The sequence below is a fragment of the Pseudomonas sp. Sample_16 genome, assembly GCF_004307665.1.
GTDB lineage: Bacteria > Pseudomonadota > Gammaproteobacteria > Pseudomonadales > Pseudomonadaceae > Aquipseudomonas.
Genome location: NZ_RCOB01000009.1, coordinates 90,827 through 108,394, shown reverse-complemented (window position 1 = coordinate 108,394; position 17,568 = coordinate 90,827). Strand labels below are relative to the sequence as shown.

Annotated in this window: 17 protein-coding genes; 3 read left to right on the top strand and 14 right to left on the bottom strand. The window is 61.0% G+C overall.

Annotated elements, in window-relative coordinates; genetic code table 11:
* The first annotated feature begins 53 nt into the window (after window positions 1-53).
* Together D8U69_RS01195 and D8U69_RS01190 are read left to right on the top strand one after the other, a co-directional pair.
* The gene (locus tag D8U69_RS01195) at window positions 54-1,550 is read left to right on the top strand and encodes an ATP-binding protein (RefSeq protein ID WP_130906498.1); all 1,497 of its coding nucleotides are present in this window, start codon (window positions 54-56) and stop codon (window positions 1,548-1,550) included.
* Entirely contained in the window at window positions 1,519-2,949 is a 1,431-nt protein-coding gene (locus D8U69_RS01190) for a sigma-54 dependent transcriptional regulator (protein ID WP_056856858.1), read from the top strand. Before D8U69_RS01195 ends, D8U69_RS01190 begins: the two co-directional genes overlap by 32 nt.
* A gap of 15 nt (window positions 2,950-2,964) precedes the next feature.
* On the opposite strand, the gene D8U69_RS01185 is transcribed toward D8U69_RS01190, so the two are convergent.
* On the bottom strand, window positions 2,965-3,348 hold the full coding sequence (locus D8U69_RS01185; protein ID WP_056856857.1) for a hypothetical protein: 384 nt from the start codon (window positions 3,346-3,348) through the stop codon (window positions 2,965-2,967).
* Window positions 3,349-3,526: 178 nt separating this feature from the next.
* Here D8U69_RS01185 and D8U69_RS01180 point away from each other — a divergent pair, with 178 nt between their 5' ends.
* Window positions 3,527-4,333 carry a class I SAM-dependent methyltransferase gene (locus tag D8U69_RS01180; RefSeq protein WP_130906497.1) on the top strand — a complete coding sequence of 269 codons (807 nt, stop codon included), beginning with the start codon at window positions 3,527-3,529 and terminating at the stop codon, window positions 4,331-4,333.
* Window positions 4,334-4,577: 244 nt separating this feature from the next.
* Here the strand turns inward: D8U69_RS01180 and D8U69_RS01175 are convergent, their stop codons facing one another.
* The 13 genes from D8U69_RS01175 to D8U69_RS01115 all read right to left on the bottom strand — a co-directional run bounded on the left by D8U69_RS01175 (window position 4,578) and on the right by D8U69_RS01115 (window position 17,567).
* Complete coding sequence (locus D8U69_RS01175) at window positions 4,578-4,892, bottom strand: addiction module antidote protein (protein ID WP_056856855.1); 315 nt, start codon at window positions 4,890-4,892, stop codon at window positions 4,578-4,580.
* A gap of 47 nt (window positions 4,893-4,939) precedes the next feature.
* Complete coding sequence (locus tag D8U69_RS01170) at window positions 4,940-5,188, bottom strand: type II toxin-antitoxin system RelE/ParE family toxin (RefSeq protein ID WP_130906496.1); 249 nt, start codon at window positions 5,186-5,188, stop codon at window positions 4,940-4,942.
* Between the two features lie 130 nt (window positions 5,189-5,318).
* Window positions 5,319-6,011 (bottom strand): N-acetyltransferase, encoded by a 693-nt coding sequence (locus D8U69_RS01165; RefSeq protein WP_130906495.1) that lies wholly within the window; start codon window positions 6,009-6,011, stop codon window positions 5,319-5,321.
* Window positions 6,008-6,823: a ChbG/HpnK family deacetylase gene (locus D8U69_RS01160; RefSeq protein WP_056856922.1), complete on the bottom strand. Its 816-nt coding sequence runs from the start codon at window positions 6,821-6,823 to the stop codon at window positions 6,008-6,010. Before D8U69_RS01160 ends, D8U69_RS01165 begins: the two co-directional genes overlap by 4 nt.
* Window positions 6,795-8,000: a GNAT family N-acetyltransferase gene (locus tag D8U69_RS01155; RefSeq protein ID WP_130906494.1), complete on the bottom strand. Its 1,206-nt coding sequence runs from the start codon at window positions 7,998-8,000 to the stop codon at window positions 6,795-6,797. The genes D8U69_RS01160 and D8U69_RS01155 overlap by 29 nt, the downstream gene beginning before the upstream one ends.
* 4 nt (window positions 8,001-8,004) lie before the next feature.
* Complete coding sequence (locus D8U69_RS01150; RefSeq protein WP_130906493.1) at window positions 8,005-8,694, bottom strand: N-acetyltransferase; 690 nt, start codon at window positions 8,692-8,694, stop codon at window positions 8,005-8,007.
* Between the two features lie 86 nt (window positions 8,695-8,780).
* Window positions 8,781-10,700 carry a hypothetical protein gene (locus D8U69_RS01145; protein ID WP_130906492.1) on the bottom strand — a complete coding sequence of 640 codons (1,920 nt, stop codon included), beginning with the start codon at window positions 10,698-10,700 and terminating at the stop codon, window positions 8,781-8,783.
* Entirely contained in the window at window positions 10,697-12,001 is a 1,305-nt protein-coding gene (locus tag D8U69_RS01140; protein WP_056856849.1) for an oligosaccharide flippase family protein, read from the bottom strand. Before D8U69_RS01140 ends, D8U69_RS01145 begins: the two co-directional genes overlap by 4 nt.
* A complete protein-coding gene (locus D8U69_RS01135) occupies window positions 11,998-12,999 on the bottom strand; it encodes a polysaccharide deacetylase family protein (protein WP_056856848.1) in 1,002 nt (333 codons plus the stop codon). Before D8U69_RS01135 ends, D8U69_RS01140 begins: the two co-directional genes overlap by 4 nt.
* A gap of 12 nt (window positions 13,000-13,011) precedes the next feature.
* A complete protein-coding gene (locus D8U69_RS01130) occupies window positions 13,012-14,148 on the bottom strand; it encodes a glycosyltransferase (RefSeq protein WP_056856847.1) in 1,137 nt (378 codons plus the stop codon).
* Complete coding sequence (locus tag D8U69_RS01125; protein ID WP_130906491.1) at window positions 14,141-15,109, bottom strand: glycosyltransferase; 969 nt, start codon at window positions 15,107-15,109, stop codon at window positions 14,141-14,143. Before D8U69_RS01125 ends, D8U69_RS01130 begins: the two co-directional genes overlap by 8 nt.
* Window positions 15,106-16,473, bottom strand: coding sequence for an O-antigen ligase family protein (locus D8U69_RS01120; RefSeq protein WP_056856845.1), 1,368 nt, complete (start codon window positions 16,471-16,473; stop codon window positions 15,106-15,108). The genes D8U69_RS01125 and D8U69_RS01120 overlap by 4 nt, the downstream gene beginning before the upstream one ends.
* A complete protein-coding gene (locus tag D8U69_RS01115; protein WP_130906490.1) occupies window positions 16,470-17,567 on the bottom strand; it encodes a glycosyltransferase family 4 protein in 1,098 nt (365 codons plus the stop codon). Before D8U69_RS01115 ends, D8U69_RS01120 begins: the two co-directional genes overlap by 4 nt.
* Window position 17,568 lies beyond the last annotated feature (1 nt).

Sequence of the window (17,568 nt, the reverse complement as noted above, 5' to 3'; positions counted from 1 at the left end):
ACTGATTCGAAACACGGCTGAAAAGGCTTCTAACCCGCGACCAGGACAGTCCCATGCAGACACTGGAAGAACAAAATGCAGCTGTCCCGACAGTACCGGCAGCGGCAGAGGGTAAGGATTGGCGTCCGCCCTTCAATCTGGTGCGCTGGTTTTCCCTGGCGAGCTTTCTCATTATTGCCGCCGTGGCATTGGGGCTCGGTTACGTCTCTACGCGCTTCGTGGTTGAGGAGAGTATCGAGCGCGATTCGATGCTGACTGCGCAGTTCATTCAGGCGATTGGCGATGCGGAAATTCGCCATGCTTCAATTTCTCCCAACCGGACCATGGGCGAGATGCTCGACCCACGGCAAGAAAACGCCTACCCCGATGTCGATCCTGGAACCCGTGCCGCTGCGCGCATTGAGTTTCTCGATCATGTGGAACACCTGCCGGGCATACTGCTGGCGACGGTGTATGCGCTGGATCGCACCGTGGTCTGGTCAACCAACCCGGAGCTGATCGGTGTGCGCATCGAAGATGACGAGGAACTGGACGAGTCCTTCGAAATGAAAGAAGCAGTGTCCACCAGCTACCACGAAATCGATGAGGAACGTCCCGAACAGCGTCTGTTGCGTGAACCCCAATACCTGTTCATCGAAAATTACATTCCGATGTTCAATGCCGACAAAAGCAAAGTGATCGCCATGGTGGAGATCTACAAGGAACCGGTGGACCTGGTTGAACGCATCCAGCGCGGGTTCAAGGCGATCTGGCTGGCGACGTTACTCGGCGGGGCGGTCATCTACCTGGGTCTATTCTGGATCGTACGCCGTGCAGCGATGTTGTTGCAGAGTCAGCAAAAGCAATTGGTGGCCAATGAAACCTTTGTCGCCCTCGGCGAAATGTCTTCGGCAGTGGCGCACAGTCTGCGCAATCCGTTGGCGAATATTCGTTCCAGTGCCGAGCTGGCCCAGGAAATCGCCAGCCAGACTGCGCAGAAGAATATCGGCGACATCATCAACCAGGTCGACCGCATGTCGCGCTGGGTGCGCGAATTGCTGGTGTCGTTGCGACCGGTCAACGACGACTTTGAAAACGTGGACCTGGTGTTGGCCATCGATGACACCTTGAATGCGTTCGAACCGCAGATCAAACGCTCGAACGTCGAGGTGCGTTTCGTCCCGACGACAGTCCCTCCGGTCCTCAGCCAACAGGTGCTGCTTACACAGATTCTCAATAGCCTGTTCGCCAACGCCCTGGAAGCCATGCCCAAGGGCGGCGTGTTGAGCATTGAGATTGAGCAACCGTCGGCCGATCAGGTGAGCATGATCCTCAATGACACCGGCAAGGGCATGAGCAAACAACAGCAGCAAATGGTCTTCAAGCCATTCTTCACCACCAAACAAGGGGGGCTGGGCGTGGGCCTGGCCCTGGTCAAAAGAATAATGGAGCGTTTCCAAGGCTCGGTCGAACTGACCAGCCAGGAGCAGGAAGGAACCCGCGTTTGTCTCAATTTCAAAGTGGCAACGGGAGGGGAATATGGAACACAGCATACTGCTGGTCGAGGATGATGAGCTGCTTGCCGAGAATATTCAGACCTACCTGGAGCGCAAGGACTTCGAGGTAACGGTCTGCCACTCGGCCGAAGACGCACTTGAGCAATTGAAGACGTTCGCACCGGATGTGGTGCTCACCGACAATTCGTTGCCAGGCATGAGCGGTCACGGCTTGATCCAGAAGCTGCGCATCAGCGCGCCGGATATGAAAGTGATCATGATGACAGGCTACGGCAATGTCGAAGACGCCGTGGTGGCGATGAAAGAGGGGGCTTTCCACTACGTTACCAAACCGGTGGCTTTGCCCGAACTCAAGCTGTTGCTGGACAAGGCCCTGGCCACCGACCGGATGGAACGCACGCTGTCGTTCTATCAGGAGCGCGAGGCGCAGAAATCCGGGGTTCAGGCGCTGATCGGTGAGTCCGCGCCCATGGTCTACCTCAAGGGCACCATCGCCCAGTTGCTCGACGCCGAGCGACGCATGGCCAACAGCGACCTGCCGCCGGTCCTGGTGGAAGGCGAAACCGGTACCGGCAAAGAGTTGGTCGCCCGGGCACTGCATTTCGACGGCCCACGCAACAAAGGCCCGTTCATTGAATTCAACTGCGCGTCGATCCCCTCCAACCTGGTGGAGTCCGAGCTGTTCGGGCACGAGAAAGGCGCCTTTACCGATGCCAAGGATCGTCGGCTGGGGCTGGTGGAAGCGGCCGATGGCGGGACATTGTTTCTCGATGAAATCGGCGAGATGGACCTGATCCTGCAGGCCAAGCTGTTGAAGCTGCTCGAAGACCGGACCATCCGCCGGGTCGGTTCGGTGAAGGAACGCAAGGTCGATCTGCGGGTGATCAGCGCTACCAACTGCAACCTCGAACAAATGGTTCAACAGGGCAAATTCCGCCGCGACCTGTTTTTCCGCCTGCGCATCATTTCGATCAAGGTGCCGCGCCTGTACGCCCGTGGCGAAGATATCCTGTTGCTGGCCCGACACTTTCTGGCTGCCCATGGCAAGCGCTACGGCAAGCCGAACCTGCATTTCAGCGACCAGGCCGAAGAGCTGCTGCTCAATTACACCTGGCCGGGCAATGTGCGTGAGCTGCGCAACATGCTGGAACAAACCGTGTTGCTGGCGCAAAGCGACACCATCGCCGCGCATCAATTGAACGTCTGCATGAGCCTGGTGGACGAGCCGGCGATGTTTCAGCATGAACTGCCGCCCAGCGAACCACGCCCGACCTACAACGGCACCGAATCGATGAACCTGCCGGAGGTCGAGCGTGACATGGTGCGCAAGATGCTCGACAAGACCGACTGGAACGTCACCAAGTCCGCGCGCCTGCTGGGCCTGAGCCGCGACATGTTGCGCTACCGGATCGAAAAGCTCGGCCTCGCGCGTCCGGATAAACGGCAGTGGTAGGCAGAAGCCGCCGGGTTACAAGGACGGACCCGGAGCGCTCAGGCAAGCCAGCATGCAGGTCGGGTCGATCACTTCATGGTTGACGTAGACACCGCGAGCCGCATCGTAGGTGCGGATGAACACGCGCACGGTGGCGTCCGCTACCGTCGGCAACTGCGAGTCGGAAAACACGTGCTCGCTGGACACCGGAATGAAGGTCTGGGGTGAAGTCGGGATGTACGCGCCCGGCGGCACGGTGCTCAGAGAAGGTGGGGCGGGGTGGGCGAAAGGCTGGTCAGCCCCGTAATAGTGGAATTCAGTGTTCGATTGGTCAGTTTGCATCAGGCTGTCGTCCGCCAGCGCGACGCCGGTGGCAGTCAGGCAAAGGGCAAGCAACAGCGTGTGTCCGGTCTTGTTCATGGCAGCACCTGCGAAATCGGTTAATCCGCATTTCCCCCGAGGTCATTAACTATAGCGCTCCCGTGGGCGGGCGTCGGCGTTGCCTGTTTACAAGATCGCAACAAAGCCACGAAGAGGCTTTAAACCGAGATGATCTAGACTCGGGCCGTCAATCATTGACCCGATTCTGGAGTGTGCAATGGAAATGCCGACAAAAGAACAAGCCATCGCCAGCAACCGCGATGCCTGGAATGACTCCGCTCGCCATCACAAGGAATCTGCCGAATGGCAGCAACATTGGATCGCCGTGGCGCGCGCGGACTTTACCTGCCTTGATGAGACCCTGACCGGTGTGCTGACGGAAGTCGGTATTGATGGCAAGGAAGTGGTGCAACTGGGCTGCAACAACGGCCGCGAAAGCCTTTCCCTGTTCGCCTTGGGGGCGAGGCATGTGACAGGGGTCGATCAGTCCGCAGCGTTTCTCGGCCAGGCGCGAGAACTGGCATCACGCTCGCCCCACGAGCCTGAGTTCATCAAAGCCGACATTCATCATTTGCCGCTGCAACTGAAGGGGCGCTTCGACGTAGCCCTGATCACCATCGGCGTCTTGAACTGGATGCCGGACATAGCCGAATTCTTCCAACATGCGGCGCAAACCCTCAAGCCGGGCGGGGCCTTGATAATCTACGAAACCCATCCGTTTCTGGAAATGTTCGATCCCGACTCAGCCGATCCCTTTGCCTTGAGTTCCTCGTATTTTCGCCGGGAGCCTTTCGTGCAAAACGAGCCGATCGTCTATGAAGGCAAAGTCGAGCAACCGGCATCCCCGTCCTACTGGTTCGTTCACACCCTGGGCGACATCCTCAAGGGTGCCATTGCTGCCGGACTGCAGATCAACCACTTCAAGGAATACCCGCATTCCAACCGCGAAGAGCTCTATGACCTCTATCAGCAACAGGAAGCGCAGTTGCCGATGTGTTTTACGATGGTTGCGGTGAAACGCTGAAGGGCGGGGCACCTGGACTGACGCCATCGCCGGCAAGCCGCGCTCCTACGGATTTTGAGGTGGCCGCAGTTTTTGTGCTGGACGCAAAGCCCCTGTAGGAGCACAGCTTGCTGGCGATGGCGGAATGTCAGTCACCGATCATGTTGAAGGTGCCGCCGTCATCGCCGGCAAGCCGTGCTCCTACAGGTTTTGAGGTGGCCGCATGCTCGCGAATGAAGCGACGCCGTTGGCGCAAGGCTTCAGGTCAAGCCTGAGCCGCCGTGGTCACGGCGACATGCCCCGGTTGCGCGCAAAGCTCAATGCCCAGCGCATGAATGACTTTTAACACCGTATCGAAACGTGGTTTCGCCCCTGGCGCGAAAGCCTTGTACAGGCTTTCGCGCCCCATCCCGGCGTCTTTGGCTATTTGTGTCATGCCGCGGGCTTTTACCACGTAGCCAATTGCTCGAAGAAACTCCTCGTTGTCACCTTCAGCCAGCACTTGGGAGAGGTACTCACTGATGGCTTCATCGCTGTCGAGCAGTGTGGTCATATCGAAGTCAGTCAAAGTCTGGCTCATGGTTAAACCTCCTTTGCCAATTTTTTTGCGTGTCTTATATCAGCGGTTTAAGTTGATTTGTCACCCCCAGCCAACAGGATGATGACGACACCGTTTCTCATCGTGAAGTAAATGCGGCACCCGGCACCAACGTCCACGCGCATTTCGGAGATGCCATTACCCACTGCCTTGATATCGCCAAGGTTGCCCGCGGCGGCTCGATCAATGCGACGGGCTATTGCAACCTTTGCCCGCATATCGCGAACGGAGGTATGCCATGCGGCGAAAATGCCGGTTTGCTGGACAAGATAATTCATCGCTCGAATGTATCCAAATGGATACGGATGAGCAGTCAGACATTTCCGCGCTTGCCTGAGTTTTTTCGGTAATTCGTGTGGGCGGGCCTAACCGCCGATGGAGCCGTAGCGGCCCCATCGGGTCATTCGGTCAAGCCTGAGCCGCTGCCGTCACCACTGGCCGGCCCGGTTTGCGCAACGGGTCGAGGCGCGAGCCGCTGTAGCGGGTTTCGCGGAAGAAGCGCCAGCGACCAAAGAGGCCGTAGACGTGGGTGACTCGCCCCTGTTCCTGATAGCCCATGCGGATGTGCAGTTTCAGCGCGGGGATGTTGTGGGTTTCGCACACATCCACCACCTTGTTGCAGCCTTGCGCCGCCATCGCTTCCCACAACGCGACCTGGACGTCCACGGACAGGCTGCTGCCGAAATAGGCGCGGATCATTTCCCCGCCAAACTCGAAGAACTCACCGGGTTTGACCGGAAACCAGCAACCGTAATAGTGGCGGTCGTGGTAATCACGCGTGCTGCCCCAGATAAAGCCTATGGCATGACCGTCTTCGTCCACGTACATGTGCCCGGTGTGACCTTCGGCGGCGAGTTCGGCCATGGTTTGCACGCGGTCACCGAAATGCTTGGCAAACGCCGTGGCGTTTTCCGGGGTGATGATGACCTGGCGCACCCCGGAGTAAGGACGCAACTTGTGCGGCGGTACGGGGCTGACCAGGTCGCGCTCCATCCACAACAACTCCCAGTGGAAAAACACATAGCGTTTCCACAGAGTGCTGAACGTGCGGCTCAAGCCTTTTTGTTTGATTCGTTCGCGCAGTTGCTGGATCAGGCTCATGAAGCCCTCCTTGGCCAGGTTGGCCGTGTGTTGGATGAAGGTATTGACGGACAGTTGCAAGCTTCGCTGTAAGCCACCCTGGGTACCCCGGGCAGGCGTTGTTCGAGCAGGACGCTCAATGACTCCCCCTGATCCAGATAGGCATCGCCGAAATCGGCGCCGAGCTGATTGGGGTGGGCGACAATTTCCAGCAAGCCTTCGCTGGGTGGCGCAGCGTTGCGCAGATCCACCGGGGTGCAGACGTAGTCGGCGGTTGCACCGGCCAGGCTGTTCAAGCGGTGGTTGAGCAATTGTTTGAACAGGCGTTTGGGCAGGCTGAGGTTTTGCCCCAGGTTGCGCGCCAGCCGCACGGGCACGCCTTGCCGGGCCGCGAAACGCGCAACGATCTCGCCGATGGGCCAGATGTTGTGCACGTGTTGATGGGAGTCCAAGTGACTGGGGCGCACGTCGTTATCCAGGCAACGTTGCCATTGGGCCTCGAGCTCTTCCTCGACCGCCAGGCGATCCTGACGCCCTAGCCACAGGCGCGTGCGCGACAGGTTGAGGTCAAACACGCCGGCACTGTCACAGAAGGTCCTGCGCGAGAGAATGCGTCGGCTCAACGGGCGGCCGTAGGTCAGGTTGAAGTGCAGGCCGATGCGCCCTGCCAGCAACGGATGCTGGGCCAGGACACACGCCGCTTCGAAGGCCGGCATGTTGGCCATGGCGGTCGCGGAACTGATGACCCCGGCCTGGAATGCGCCCAGGATCACTGCGTTTTCGCAGGCGCTGAGGCCGAAGTCGTCAGCGTTGACTATGACTTGCTGTGGCATGTTCGCCCTCCATGAGTTTTTCGGTGCAAGCCGGCGCCTTGACCACCGGTGCGGTGACCGGGGCAGGGCTGCTGGCCGCGGTCCTTCGTTTCGCCCGCCACTGCTGCATCAGGGGTTTGACTTGCTGCCAGACACGCAACCCCAGGCCCAGCACCAACCCGCTCGGGCGCCAGGAGTAAAAGCTCCAGCGCCAGTGTTCCATGTGCCCGGTCATGCGTTCATGCAGTTGATGACTGGAATTTTCCAGGCTGACCCGCGACGCATCGATCCAGTACCAGTTATCGTCCAGGCCCCAGCGGATCCATTCTTCGAGCAGCACCCGACCGCTGCCCAGATCGGCATATTGCGGCAGGAACGCGAGGTTGTAGTCGTACAACCGACCCTGTTCCAGCAAACCGAGGCGATAGCTGATGCAACGCCCGTCCAGTTCCAGTGTCACCACGCGCACCAGACCTTGGGCGGCGAGGGCGGTGAAGGCTTTTTCCATCCATTGGCGGCGACGTTCATCGGCAAAAATGCCCACGCCTTCATCACCTTTCCAGCTCACCGCTTCCACTTCGGCGATGGCCTTGAGCAGCGGCCCCATGGTCGTTGCATCGGGGGTAATACGGCGGACCTGTGCGCCACAGGCGGCAATACGCTTGCGTGCCCGGCGCAGTTTGTAGCGCGGGTCGCCGGAAACTTCCTGGCGATCGGCATCGGTGATCAAATGCACTGGCACCCGACAACCGAGGCGGCGCTCGGCGGTCGAGCTGCGCGCGAACCATGACCTCAGTGCATGGTCTTCGCCGGCCAGTTCATTGAGTTGCAGCAGGGCATGGGGCAAGCACCGACGAATCTCGGTCAACGCCTTGCGCAGGCCTTCGGCATCCACGGTCGCCAACAGCGCAAGACGATCGGCCAAGGGAAAGCCCAAGTGATGCAATACCCGAAACGGCAAGCCGCCGAACCGTTCGACGGACGCGACCAAGGGCAGGCACAGCACCAGTTCACCGGCCTGCCAGCCAAGCAAAACGTGCAGCCGTTCGCCAGCCGTCAGTGCCTGTTGCGACGCAGCCATCCAGGCCAGTGCGTTGAACGGTGTGTGGTCCATCACTCGCAGGCGCAGCGCTTCATAGGCCGCAGCGGGAAAGTCTGCGGCGCACAGCGAAGTACGCCATTCAAATCGCACGGTCATAGGCTCAGGCCACCGAAGCAGGTGAAGGTGAACGTTCCGGTTTGCGCAAGGCATCCAGGCGCGAGCCGGTGTAGCGGGTTTCACGGTAAAAACGCCAGCGACCAAACAGTTTATAAATGTTCATGATGCGCCCCTGTTCGTTGTAGCCGGTGCGAATGTGCAGCTTCAGGGCCGGGACGTTGCTCCACTCGCACACGTCCACCACCTTGTCGCAGCCTTGGGCATGCATGGCTTTCCACAGCTCGGTTTGCAGGTCCATCGACAGCGACGTACCCCAGTAGCCCCGGCTCAGTTCACCACCAAATTCGAAGAACTCGCCCTCTTTGACCGGAAACCAGCATCCGTAGTAGTGGCGGTCGTGGTAGTTGCGTACGGCACCCCAGATAAACGCCACGGCGTCACCCTTTTCATCCAGATGCATCTGCCCGGTGTGACCTTCGCGGGCCAGCTCGGCCATGGTTTCCACGCGGTCGCCGAAATAGCGGGTGAAGGCCACGGCGTTTTCCGGGGTAATGCTGACCACTTGCAGCGGCGGATAGGATTTGAGTTTGTAAGGTGGAATGGGGCTGACCAGGTCGCGTTCCATCCACAGCAGTTCCTGATGGGAAAACACAAACAGTCTCCACACTTTTTTAACAGTGGCACGCAGGCCTTTTTGTCTGATGTGTTGGCTGAGCTTCTGCAATGCACTCATGTTATTGGCTCCTGGCGGACAGTCCCGCAAGTGGAGTAAACCAGCGCACGGCAAAATGCCGGCGCGGCCAGGCAATCGAGCGACAGTCATGAAGCGTTCCAGCTCAAGGTGAAAAGGGTTTGCCCTGGCAGCTCGAAGCTCACGCGACCGTCGGTGCATTTGAACGGTGCGTCGCGGCTGCGGTTGTCCGCGCCGAAGTAGCGCAATGAGCCAGCGGCTAGTGGGCATGCCGCGCCATTGAGGCTGACATGCTGCAAGCGCGAGCCTTTGTTGACCCCCAGCAAGCTGCGTTTGAGGTCGTCGGCCATGGCCAGCACATCGACCTCGAACGCGTTGTTTTCCAGGCGCACCACACGCTGCAGCCAATGCTGGCCGATGAACTGCTGGGCGAGGGCGACCGGTTTGAGTTCGAAATGGTCGTCGCCCAGCATGCGCAACATGCCCTTGGGGTATTCAGGCTCGTCGGCGGCCTGGAACCAGTTGAGCATCTCCAGCAAACCGTCTTGGGACGCGTTGATCACCACTGAAGTCCACCACAACGAGGTGAAGTGGGTTTCCTGATCATAAGGGCTCAGGCTTGATCCGCTGGACAGGTTGGTCTGGTCCAGCAGCAAGGCCTTGCGGGGCCGGCCGTTGGCGTCGATCCCGACAAGGTCGGCGGCGCGCCGCACGCTGTCGCGATAAACCCGGGTGGCCAGCAGATCGCGAATCATCCACTCGTGCCAGGCCAGGGCATCGATCTGATCGCCGGACTCCTTCAGCAGGCGTCTGGCCCAGTCGATACCACGCTTGTCGGCGGCGTTGTCGGCGAACGGGCCGTTGACCAGCCGCGAACTGGCCGGCATGGCGATGCGCACGCCAGCCTTGGCGTTGTCCGGATTACTGCGCACCTGACGGGCCATGCTGGTGAAAATGCTTTGATAGCTGGCGTAGTCCGGGTAGTTGAGGTTCGGCTCATCGGCAAAACCGATGTAATGGGTGCCTTTGCCGCCGAGTGCGCGGGTCGCGGCGAGCCAGGCGTCGAGGCCGGCGTTGCTGGTGGTGTCGGCGCGCAGATCGGCCTGGCGCTGACTGCCGGCGAGCAGGGTGATGTCCTGGGTAATGCCGAAGCGATCCTGATACAGCCGGCGGAACGCGTCTTCGTAATGCGGCTGTTTGGCCGTGATGTCGACGAAACTGTAGTAAGCGCCGGCCTGGGGCTTGATGGCGTCGAGCACCGCATAACTGGATGGCGGCGGCATCACGTAGGGCAGGGCGATACCCAGGTTCGGTGTGTTGCCGAGCACGTCCTTGTGCACGGTCAGCCGGGTTTCACCGTCGTCCTCACGCACCGGTTTGAGCTGCTGCGGATTCTGCGCGAACAGGTTGGCCGTACCATCGAGCCAGAACGCTGCCTTACCGCTGCCTTGCAGGCGCAGTCGCCAGACCTGTTCGGTGTCGGCCACGGGCAAGGCGACCTGATCGAATTGCCAGTAGGCACGGTAGGGTTTGAGTGCCAGCGACAATTGTTTGCCGTCGCCGACACGTTGCGCTTGCAGAGCGCCGACGCCGCCGTGGAACTTGCCTGCCAGCACGGCTTGCTCGCCAGCCGCCACCTTGAAAAACAGCTCGTCGCCATCGCGGGTTTCGGCGCTGAAATGCACTTTGGCCGGGGCGAACAATGCCACCGTGCGCTCGTCATGTTCGACTTTGTAGCGGCGGAAGCTGTAGCCGGGGATCTCCAGTCGATAACTGCTGGCGCCGGGCAACAGCGGCCAGCTCTGGGTGCCGCGGGTTTCAGAGGCGGCGATCAGTCGCTCGCCCGCCAGACGACCTTTGCCATCGAGCAGGTAAAGGCGTTCTTCGTTGGCATCCGCCTGCCACGCCGGGACCCAGCGCACGGTCACGTTATCGGGACGATCTGCTTGCAGGTACAGGCTGCCGTCACGAATGTCGGCCCAGCGCATCGGCCCGGCATAAGCGTCGAGCGACAGACCCAGACTCACCGCCAGGGCAAAATATCTCATGCCGACTTCCGTTGCAGAATTTGCAGCATCGGGGCGACGTCGCTGGGCAGGATGATCAGAACTTGCCACAACGGCACATGGCTCAGGCGGCAATACATCACCAGCAAGGCGATGGTCACCGCCAGGTAGGCGATGGACGACGCCGCGGCCGCGCCAACGATGCCGTAAGCGGGGATCAGCACCAGGTTCAACGCCAGGTTGAGCAATGCCCCGAGGCCCATCAGCAGTGAAATCGAACCGGGACGATCCTTGCCCAGCAAATCCAGGCGCAGGATGCTCGCGTAGCACAAGCCCAGCAGCCCCGGCAGCAGCGCGAGCAAGGCGGGATAAGCCGGCTGATAGGCAACGCCGAACAGGGTGACGATCAGCCATTCGCCGATCACCGCCATGGTCAGGCATGCGCCGAGCATCACCGTGGCCGTCAGGCGCAGGGCCAAGGGCGTGACTTTCTCAATGCCTTCTTCCTGTTGCAGCAGGCGTTTCATCAACGGCGTGGTCACCGCTTCCGGGACGATCAGCAGCAACTCGGCGGCGGCGCTGGCCATGGCGTAATGACCGAGCGCGGTGCTGCCGAGCAAGGCGCCGATGAACAAATAGTCAGAGCGCAAAATCACTTGCTGGAACAGCAGGTCCGGATGGCTGCGGGCGCTGAAGCGCAGCAGTTCGTTCTGGCTGGCGCGGTCCCATTGCAGGGTCAGCGGTTGATTGCGCTTGAGCCACAGCCAGCCCACCAGCACCACCAGGCTGATGCCCGCCAGCCAACTGATCAGTGCCGCTTCCAGCGCGGCGCTTTTCCACATCCAGAACAACGCCAGAAACAGCAGCAGCGGTGCCAGCGACTCGATCAGGCGCAGGACGTTGAACGCCACCACGCCGCCCGAGGCGTTGTGCAACGTCAGCAGCCCGCTCTTGAGCACGGTCAGCGGCACCGCGAGCAGCAACAGCCAGGCCAGCAGGCCGAGTTGCGTGGTGATGTCCAGTTCGCTGCCGAACTCACGGGTCAGCGCCACCACCAGCAAGGTCAACAAACCGGCGAGCAGACAACCGAACACCAATACCTGGCTGAGCAACAAGCCCATCGGCCGTTGCTTGGCCGCCTGGTAACCCACCGCCGAATTCAGCCCACCACTGGTGGCGGCGCTGATCAGGTCCGGCAGGGTGCTGAGCAAGGCGAACAGGCCGCGTTCGCTCGGCCCGAGAATCCGCGCCAGCAACACATTGCGCAGCAGGCGCAAACCGATCATCGCCAGTTTGGTGCCCATGCTCAGCGCCAAGTGCTTGAGATAATGGCTGCGACTCATGGGCGAGCCCCACGGTAAATGCGCCAGGACAACAAATCCGGGTTGCGCGCGGTGCGCTGACTGACGCCGAAACGCGGCAGGGCCAGCGGATCGCTGACGCCTCGGTAGATTCCGGTGCCGGTGCCCAGGGCAAACGGGAAGTCATGGTCGGCCACGTGTTGCCTCACCCGTTCGTCGTTGTCGCCGTTGGGATAGCAGTAGACCGGCAACGGCCGGTTGCAGCCGTTGAGCAGTGCCTGGCGACTGCGGGTCAGTTCTTCGTCCAGGGTTTGGTCGTCGAGGCCGGTGAGGATCGCGTGACTGGCGCCATGGGGACCGAAACGGATCAGGCCGCTGGCCTCCAGCGAACGCACCTGTTGCCAGTCGAGCGCTTGCGGCAACGACTCTTGCGGACACTCGTCGGTCAGGCGATTGAGGTCGCGAGGAGACAGGGTTTTCAGGTTCTGCAGAAAGTGCAGCAATGCCAGGCTGCGCCGTTGCACGTCCGGGTCATCACACAGCACCGGCAGTGGCCGACCCAGTTGCTGCAAACATTCGATCAGGTGCATGCGGGCTTTTTCACCGTGGCTGTTCCACAGGGTTTCGCCGATGCTTTCCCACCAGAAACGCTGGCGGCTGCCGATGAAGTCCGTGGACAGGAAGATACTCGCTGGCACTTGGTATTTGTGCAGCAGCGGGAACGCGTTCACCGCGTTGTCGCGCCAGCCGTCATCGAAGGTCAGCGCCACTCTCGGCCGCTCGGACCGCAGGCTGCCCGGTTGCAGGATTTCCATCAACGGCACGCAATCGAAGTGTTTTTTCAGCCAGGCCAGCAGGTGCTCGAAAGCCTGCGGCCCGACGCACAGTTCATTGCGGTGGGGCAGGTTGGCGGCGCTGTCGTTGGCCAGCACCCGATGCAGCATCAGGATCACGCCGGCACCCTGCAATTGCTGGCGCCCCACCGAGGAGTTGAGGTAGAGCCAGCCGCTGGTGCGTTTTAGTAATTGTTTGATCGCCATGGCACGTGCCTCTCATCGATTTTGCTCGGGGTTCCATTGCGCATAACGCTGACCGCGCAGGAACTGCCACAGACCGATGCTCATCCCGGCAAGGGTCACCAGGAGGAATGCGGCGAGGCGAAAGGGTTTGGGCAAGCGATGCTGCGAGTCGAGCAAGCCGATGATGGCCGCGGTGTATCCGAGCAATTGCGCAACCAGGGTCCAACGATAGAAAACGTGGTCGTCCCACAGCCAGAAATTGCTCAACAGCAGTGGCAACAACAGGATCGGCGCCAGGCGGCGGATCAATTTGTGGCTGATCAGGGCAATCGCATACAAGCCATGCTTCAGCGGGTTGAGCAGTTCGCGACGCTGGGCCAGGCTCTGCAATCCTCCCACGGTGACCCGCTGGCGACGGCGGAATTGCTTGTCCGCCTCATCGACGCCGGTGTCGATCACCCGGGCTTCGGGCACGTAGATGATCCGCTTGAACGCCACCGGCGCGCAGGTGCTGATAAAGAAGTCGTCATTGACCTCCGCCGGCACGTTCTGGAACAACTCACGACGCAGCGCGAGCAGGGCGCCGTCAGCGGAGACCATGCAACCGGTACGGTTTTCCACGTAGCGCAGCCAGCCTTCGTAATGACGATACAGACTGTCGCCGATGCTCAGGCCTTTGCCGGTCACGGGGATCAGCATGTGCCCGGCACACGCGCCTACCTGAGGGTCGGCCAGTGGTGCGAGCAAGTGGCCCAGCGTGTCGTGGGACCATTGATTGTCGGCATCGGTGAACACCAGAATCTCGCCACGGCTCAGCGCTGCGCCGGCATTGAGCGTCGCGGCCTTGCCCTGGCGGGGCAGGTCGAGCACGGTAATACGCGGATCGGCGACCTTGCGCGCGCAGGCCACGGTGTCGTCGGTGGAACCATCGCTGGCCAGAATGATTTGCAGCGAACGCGCCTGATAATCCTGGGCCAGCACGGTGCGCAGTTTTTCTTCGATGTGCCGCGCCTCGTTGTGCGCGGCAATCACGATGCTCACGTCCATTGGCGCCGCCGGACCATGCCGGCGTGCGGCGAAGAGCGGCGCGAGCAGGGTCAGCAGCAATGGGTAACCGAGGTAGGCGTAGACCGGCAACAACAGGCACAACCAGAAAATGAATTCAGCCACGGGCGGGCCTCCTGGCATTCCAATGACAAAGACTGAGAATGAACGCGGCGCCGGCCAGGTGCAGGCGCACCCAGTGCAGGCCCCACAGTTGCACCGTCAGGCACGGATTACGGTGTTTCACGGTCTGACGCACACTCAGTACCAGCGCGGGTACTGTGGTCAGCAGCACCATGATCAATGCATGGTGAGGAAAGCCGTCGAGCAAGGCGGATATCGCCAAAAAGTCCAGTAGCCAGGCACCCAGCGACAGCAGTGGGAAGCGCAGCAGTCGCAGGCTCAGGCCATGGGTGCGCAGCAGTTGCAGATGGCTGCCCTGGCGCCACATTTCCTTGCCCATCCATTCGCGCCAGTTCATTTCGTAACCCCAGTGCAGCGCGACGTTTTCGTTGATCGATATCAGCCGCGCGCCCTGGGCGGCCTGACGCAAGGTGAAGTCCTTGTCCTCGCCCGTGCGCAGGGTCTCGTTGAAGCCGCCGACCTTGTCGAACCACTCGCGGCGCATCAGCAGGTTGGCGCTGGTCAGCCAGTCCACCGATTGCACGGTATGGCGCGAAGGACGCAGGGTGCGCCGTTGCCAGGCGGTGGCGTACCAGGGCGCCTGCGCCGGGGTGTGCAAGTCCAGGCTAAACACATCGGCGACACCGGCGTCCTCGAGTTTCAGCAGATGGGTGAGCCAGTCTTCAGGCATTTCGATATCGGCATCGAGGAAGGCCAGCCATTCCCCCGTGGCAACCTCTGTGCCGCGGTTGCGCAGGGCACCGATCAGCACACCCGGAACGACCAGCACGTGTGCGCCGAACTGCCGGGCGATCTCCGGACCCTGATCCTGTGAGCCGTTGTCGACCACGATCAACTCGCATTCCAGGTCTGCAACGTTGGCGGCACGTTGCGCTGCCAGCAGGGTCCGGGCGATGTGCCGTGCTTCGTTGTACATCGGGATGACGATACTGATGCGGCTCATGCCTTGGCCTCCAGGATTGGACTTTCTTCGGCTTTCAGACGCAGGACGCTGGTCAGGGCAAGCATGATCCAGACGTACTTTTGATTCGGGGCACTGAGGAACATCAAGAACAGCGTCAATGACAGGAAACTCATGCCCAGGTGGGTCATCAGGTCGGCCTGCTGCCAGTTGCGCCGCTGCATCCAGGCGCGACGGGCGCGCATCAAGTTGTAGAACCCGAGGGCGAGCATGCCGACGAACAACAGGCCGGCGGGAATCCCCAATTCACTGAAGATCTCCAGATAGGTGTTGTGGGCACGGCGGTACAGATCACCGACTTTGCGGTTGGCGGAGAACGCCTTGGCGTAACCGGTGGTGGCGTAGTGCAGCGGGAAGGTTCCGGGGCCGGTACCCAGCAACGGATTTTCGCGGATCATCTGGCTGCCGACGACGATGTACGAGGCGCGGCGCCCGAGAGATTCGTCCTGCGCCTTGGCCCCGGAACTGAGGATGCTCAGAGACTGGATGCGCGCGACATAACCGGCGGGCATCGCGTAGATGGCCAACGGAATCACGATGGCCAGCCCCAGCATGGCAAAACCCAGGTGACGCGGGCGAATGCGTGGCAGCTGCGCACGATAGTGCCACGCACCGATCATCAGGCTGAGAAACAACACCACCAGGCCTGAACGGGACTCGGTCTTGGTCATGCCGCCCAGCAGCAAGATAAAGCAGCCCAGCCAGAACAGGCGTTGCAACATTTGCGGGCTGCGGATCATCAGCAACAAGGCCAGCGGCACGGCAAACGCGATCAACATCGCAAAGGCGTTCGGGTCTTCCAGCAGACCGGCGGCGCGGCCCTGATCCTGGTACTTGCTGGAAAACATCGCCAGCGCGCAGGTGAGGGTGACACTGAGGGTCACCAGCCTGGCGAACAGATCCAGATTCAATTCACGGCCGATCAACAGCGTGATCACGAACAGAATGAGCCCGACGCTGATTTCCCGCAGGTGCCCCAGCGACATGCCCAGGTCATCGGTGGTCAGCATACTCAGCAGATACAGCGCCATGAAGCCGATCAGCAAGCGCCAGATGTTGCTGCGCAAGCGCTCGGATGGAATGTGGTGCAAGGCCAGTTGCAACATCAGGATCAGCGCCAGCGACGCGCCGATCAGCTTGGTGCCGGACAGCGCGCTGTCCTTGAAGAACCCTTCGAGCGGCACCAGCGCCGCAATGCCCAACAGGCCCCAGGCGGGCTTGCGGAACAGCACGGCAACGCCCACCAGGCCCAACACCGCTCCCGGCGCCAGAAATGGATAAGGGCTGGCCAGCAAAGCGAGGCAGACCAGACCGAAAAAACTGACGATCGAGAGTGGAAAAATCACGCGCGTGCCTCCCGTGCAGTACGGATATAAAGCTGCGACCAGCGTTCGGCCAAGGCCTTGAGGTCGTAGCGATCCAATTGTGTGCGTCGTGCGTTGTCGAGCAGCTTGCGGGCCAGTGCCGGGTCACGCAGCAGGGTACCGATCTGCCGGGCGAGGGCGGCACTGTCGGCGGGTGTTGCCAGCAGGCCGTTGTGCCGGTCTTCCAGCACATCGGGAATCCCGCCGACACCAAACGCAACCACCGGCACCCCGGCTTGCATGGCTTCGAGCAGAATCATTGGCGTGCCCTCGGTGCGCGAGCTGATGACCAGCGCATCGAGTTGTCGCCACCACGCACGCATGTCGTTCTGGTACCCCGGCAGCGTGATGCGCTCCTGCAAACCCGCCTCGTTGATGCGCGCCAACAGGCTGTCCCGTTCCGGGCCGTCGCCGAGCATCACGGCGTCCAGTTGCGGGTACTGCTGGCACAGCGGAATCAGCGCATCGAGGAACAGGTCCGGGCCTTTTTCACTGCTCAGCCGGCCGACGTAACCGGCCAGCCAGCGTGGCCGTTGGGCGTTGTGCGGTTGCAGATCCTTGGCGGCGGGCAAGCCGTTGGGGATCACTTGCAGCTTCTCGGCACAGACACTGGCCTGACGGTGCAGTGCGGCAATGCTTTCGGCGACACAGACCACGCGATTGACCGATGCGGTCCGGCACAGTTGCAGGCTCAGCCAGGTGTAGAACTTCTGCTTGCGACTGCGCGGGGTGAAGCCGTGCTGAGTGATCACCAGCGGCAGGCGCAACAAGGTTGCGCCCACCCAACCGTACAACAGACCCTTGAAATTGTGCGTGTTGATCAGCGGCCGCTCGGTCCGTCGCTCACGCAAATGCGCAAGCAACGCCCCAAGACCGGTGCAACCGCGGCAGTCGACCCCCGCCTCGCGAAACCGGGCAAGCAACTCGTACGGTGCATCGAGAAACAGCACCTGGTGTTGCCCCGGCGTCGCCAGGCAATGATCGAGCAGCATGCGCTCGGCCCCATAGAAGCCGCCACTGCTGAGCAAATGAATGATCGGCAATGATGGCTTGCTGTGGTCAGAGGGCAGGGACATG

Coding starts and splice junctions, on each gene's coding strand:
- D8U69_RS01115 (WP_130906490.1), bottom strand. CDS start 17,567: ATGTCCCTGCCCTCTGACCACAGCAAGCCATCATTGCCGATCATTCAT.
- D8U69_RS01125 (WP_130906491.1), bottom strand. CDS start 15,109: ATGAGCCGCATCAGTATCGTCATCCCGATGTACAACGAAGCACGGCAC.
- D8U69_RS01135 (WP_056856848.1), bottom strand. CDS start 12,999: ATGGCGATCAAACAATTACTAAAACGCACCAGCGGCTGGCTCTACCTC.
- D8U69_RS01190 (WP_056856858.1), top strand. CDS start 1,519: ATGGAACACAGCATACTGCTGGTCGAGGATGATGAGCTGCTTGCCGAG.
- D8U69_RS01140 (WP_056856849.1), bottom strand. CDS start 12,001: ATGAGTCGCAGCCATTATCTCAAGCACTTGGCGCTGAGCATGGGCACC.
- D8U69_RS01180 (WP_130906497.1), top strand. CDS start 3,527: ATGGAAATGCCGACAAAAGAACAAGCCATCGCCAGCAACCGCGATGCC.
- D8U69_RS01165 (WP_130906495.1), bottom strand. CDS start 6,011: ATGAGCCTGATCCAGCAACTGCGCGAACGAATCAAACAAAAAGGCTTG.
- D8U69_RS01155 (WP_130906494.1), bottom strand. CDS start 8,000: ATGACCGTGCGATTTGAATGGCGTACTTCGCTGTGCGCCGCAGACTTT.
- D8U69_RS01175 (WP_056856855.1), bottom strand. CDS start 4,892: ATGAGCCAGACTTTGACTGACTTCGATATGACCACACTGCTCGACAGC.
- D8U69_RS01145 (WP_130906492.1), bottom strand. CDS start 10,700: ATGAGATATTTTGCCCTGGCGGTGAGTCTGGGTCTGTCGCTCGACGCT.
- D8U69_RS01150 (WP_130906493.1), bottom strand. CDS start 8,694: ATGAGTGCATTGCAGAAGCTCAGCCAACACATCAGACAAAAAGGCCTG.
- D8U69_RS01160 (WP_056856922.1), bottom strand. CDS start 6,823: ATGCCACAGCAAGTCATAGTCAACGCTGACGACTTCGGCCTCAGCGCC.
- D8U69_RS01185 (WP_056856857.1), bottom strand. CDS start 3,348: ATGAACAAGACCGGACACACGCTGTTGCTTGCCCTTTGCCTGACTGCC.
- D8U69_RS01170 (WP_130906496.1), bottom strand. CDS start 5,188: ATGAATTATCTTGTCCAGCAAACCGGCATTTTCGCCGCATGGCATACC.
- D8U69_RS01195 (WP_130906498.1), top strand. CDS start 54: ATGCAGACACTGGAAGAACAAAATGCAGCTGTCCCGACAGTACCGGCA.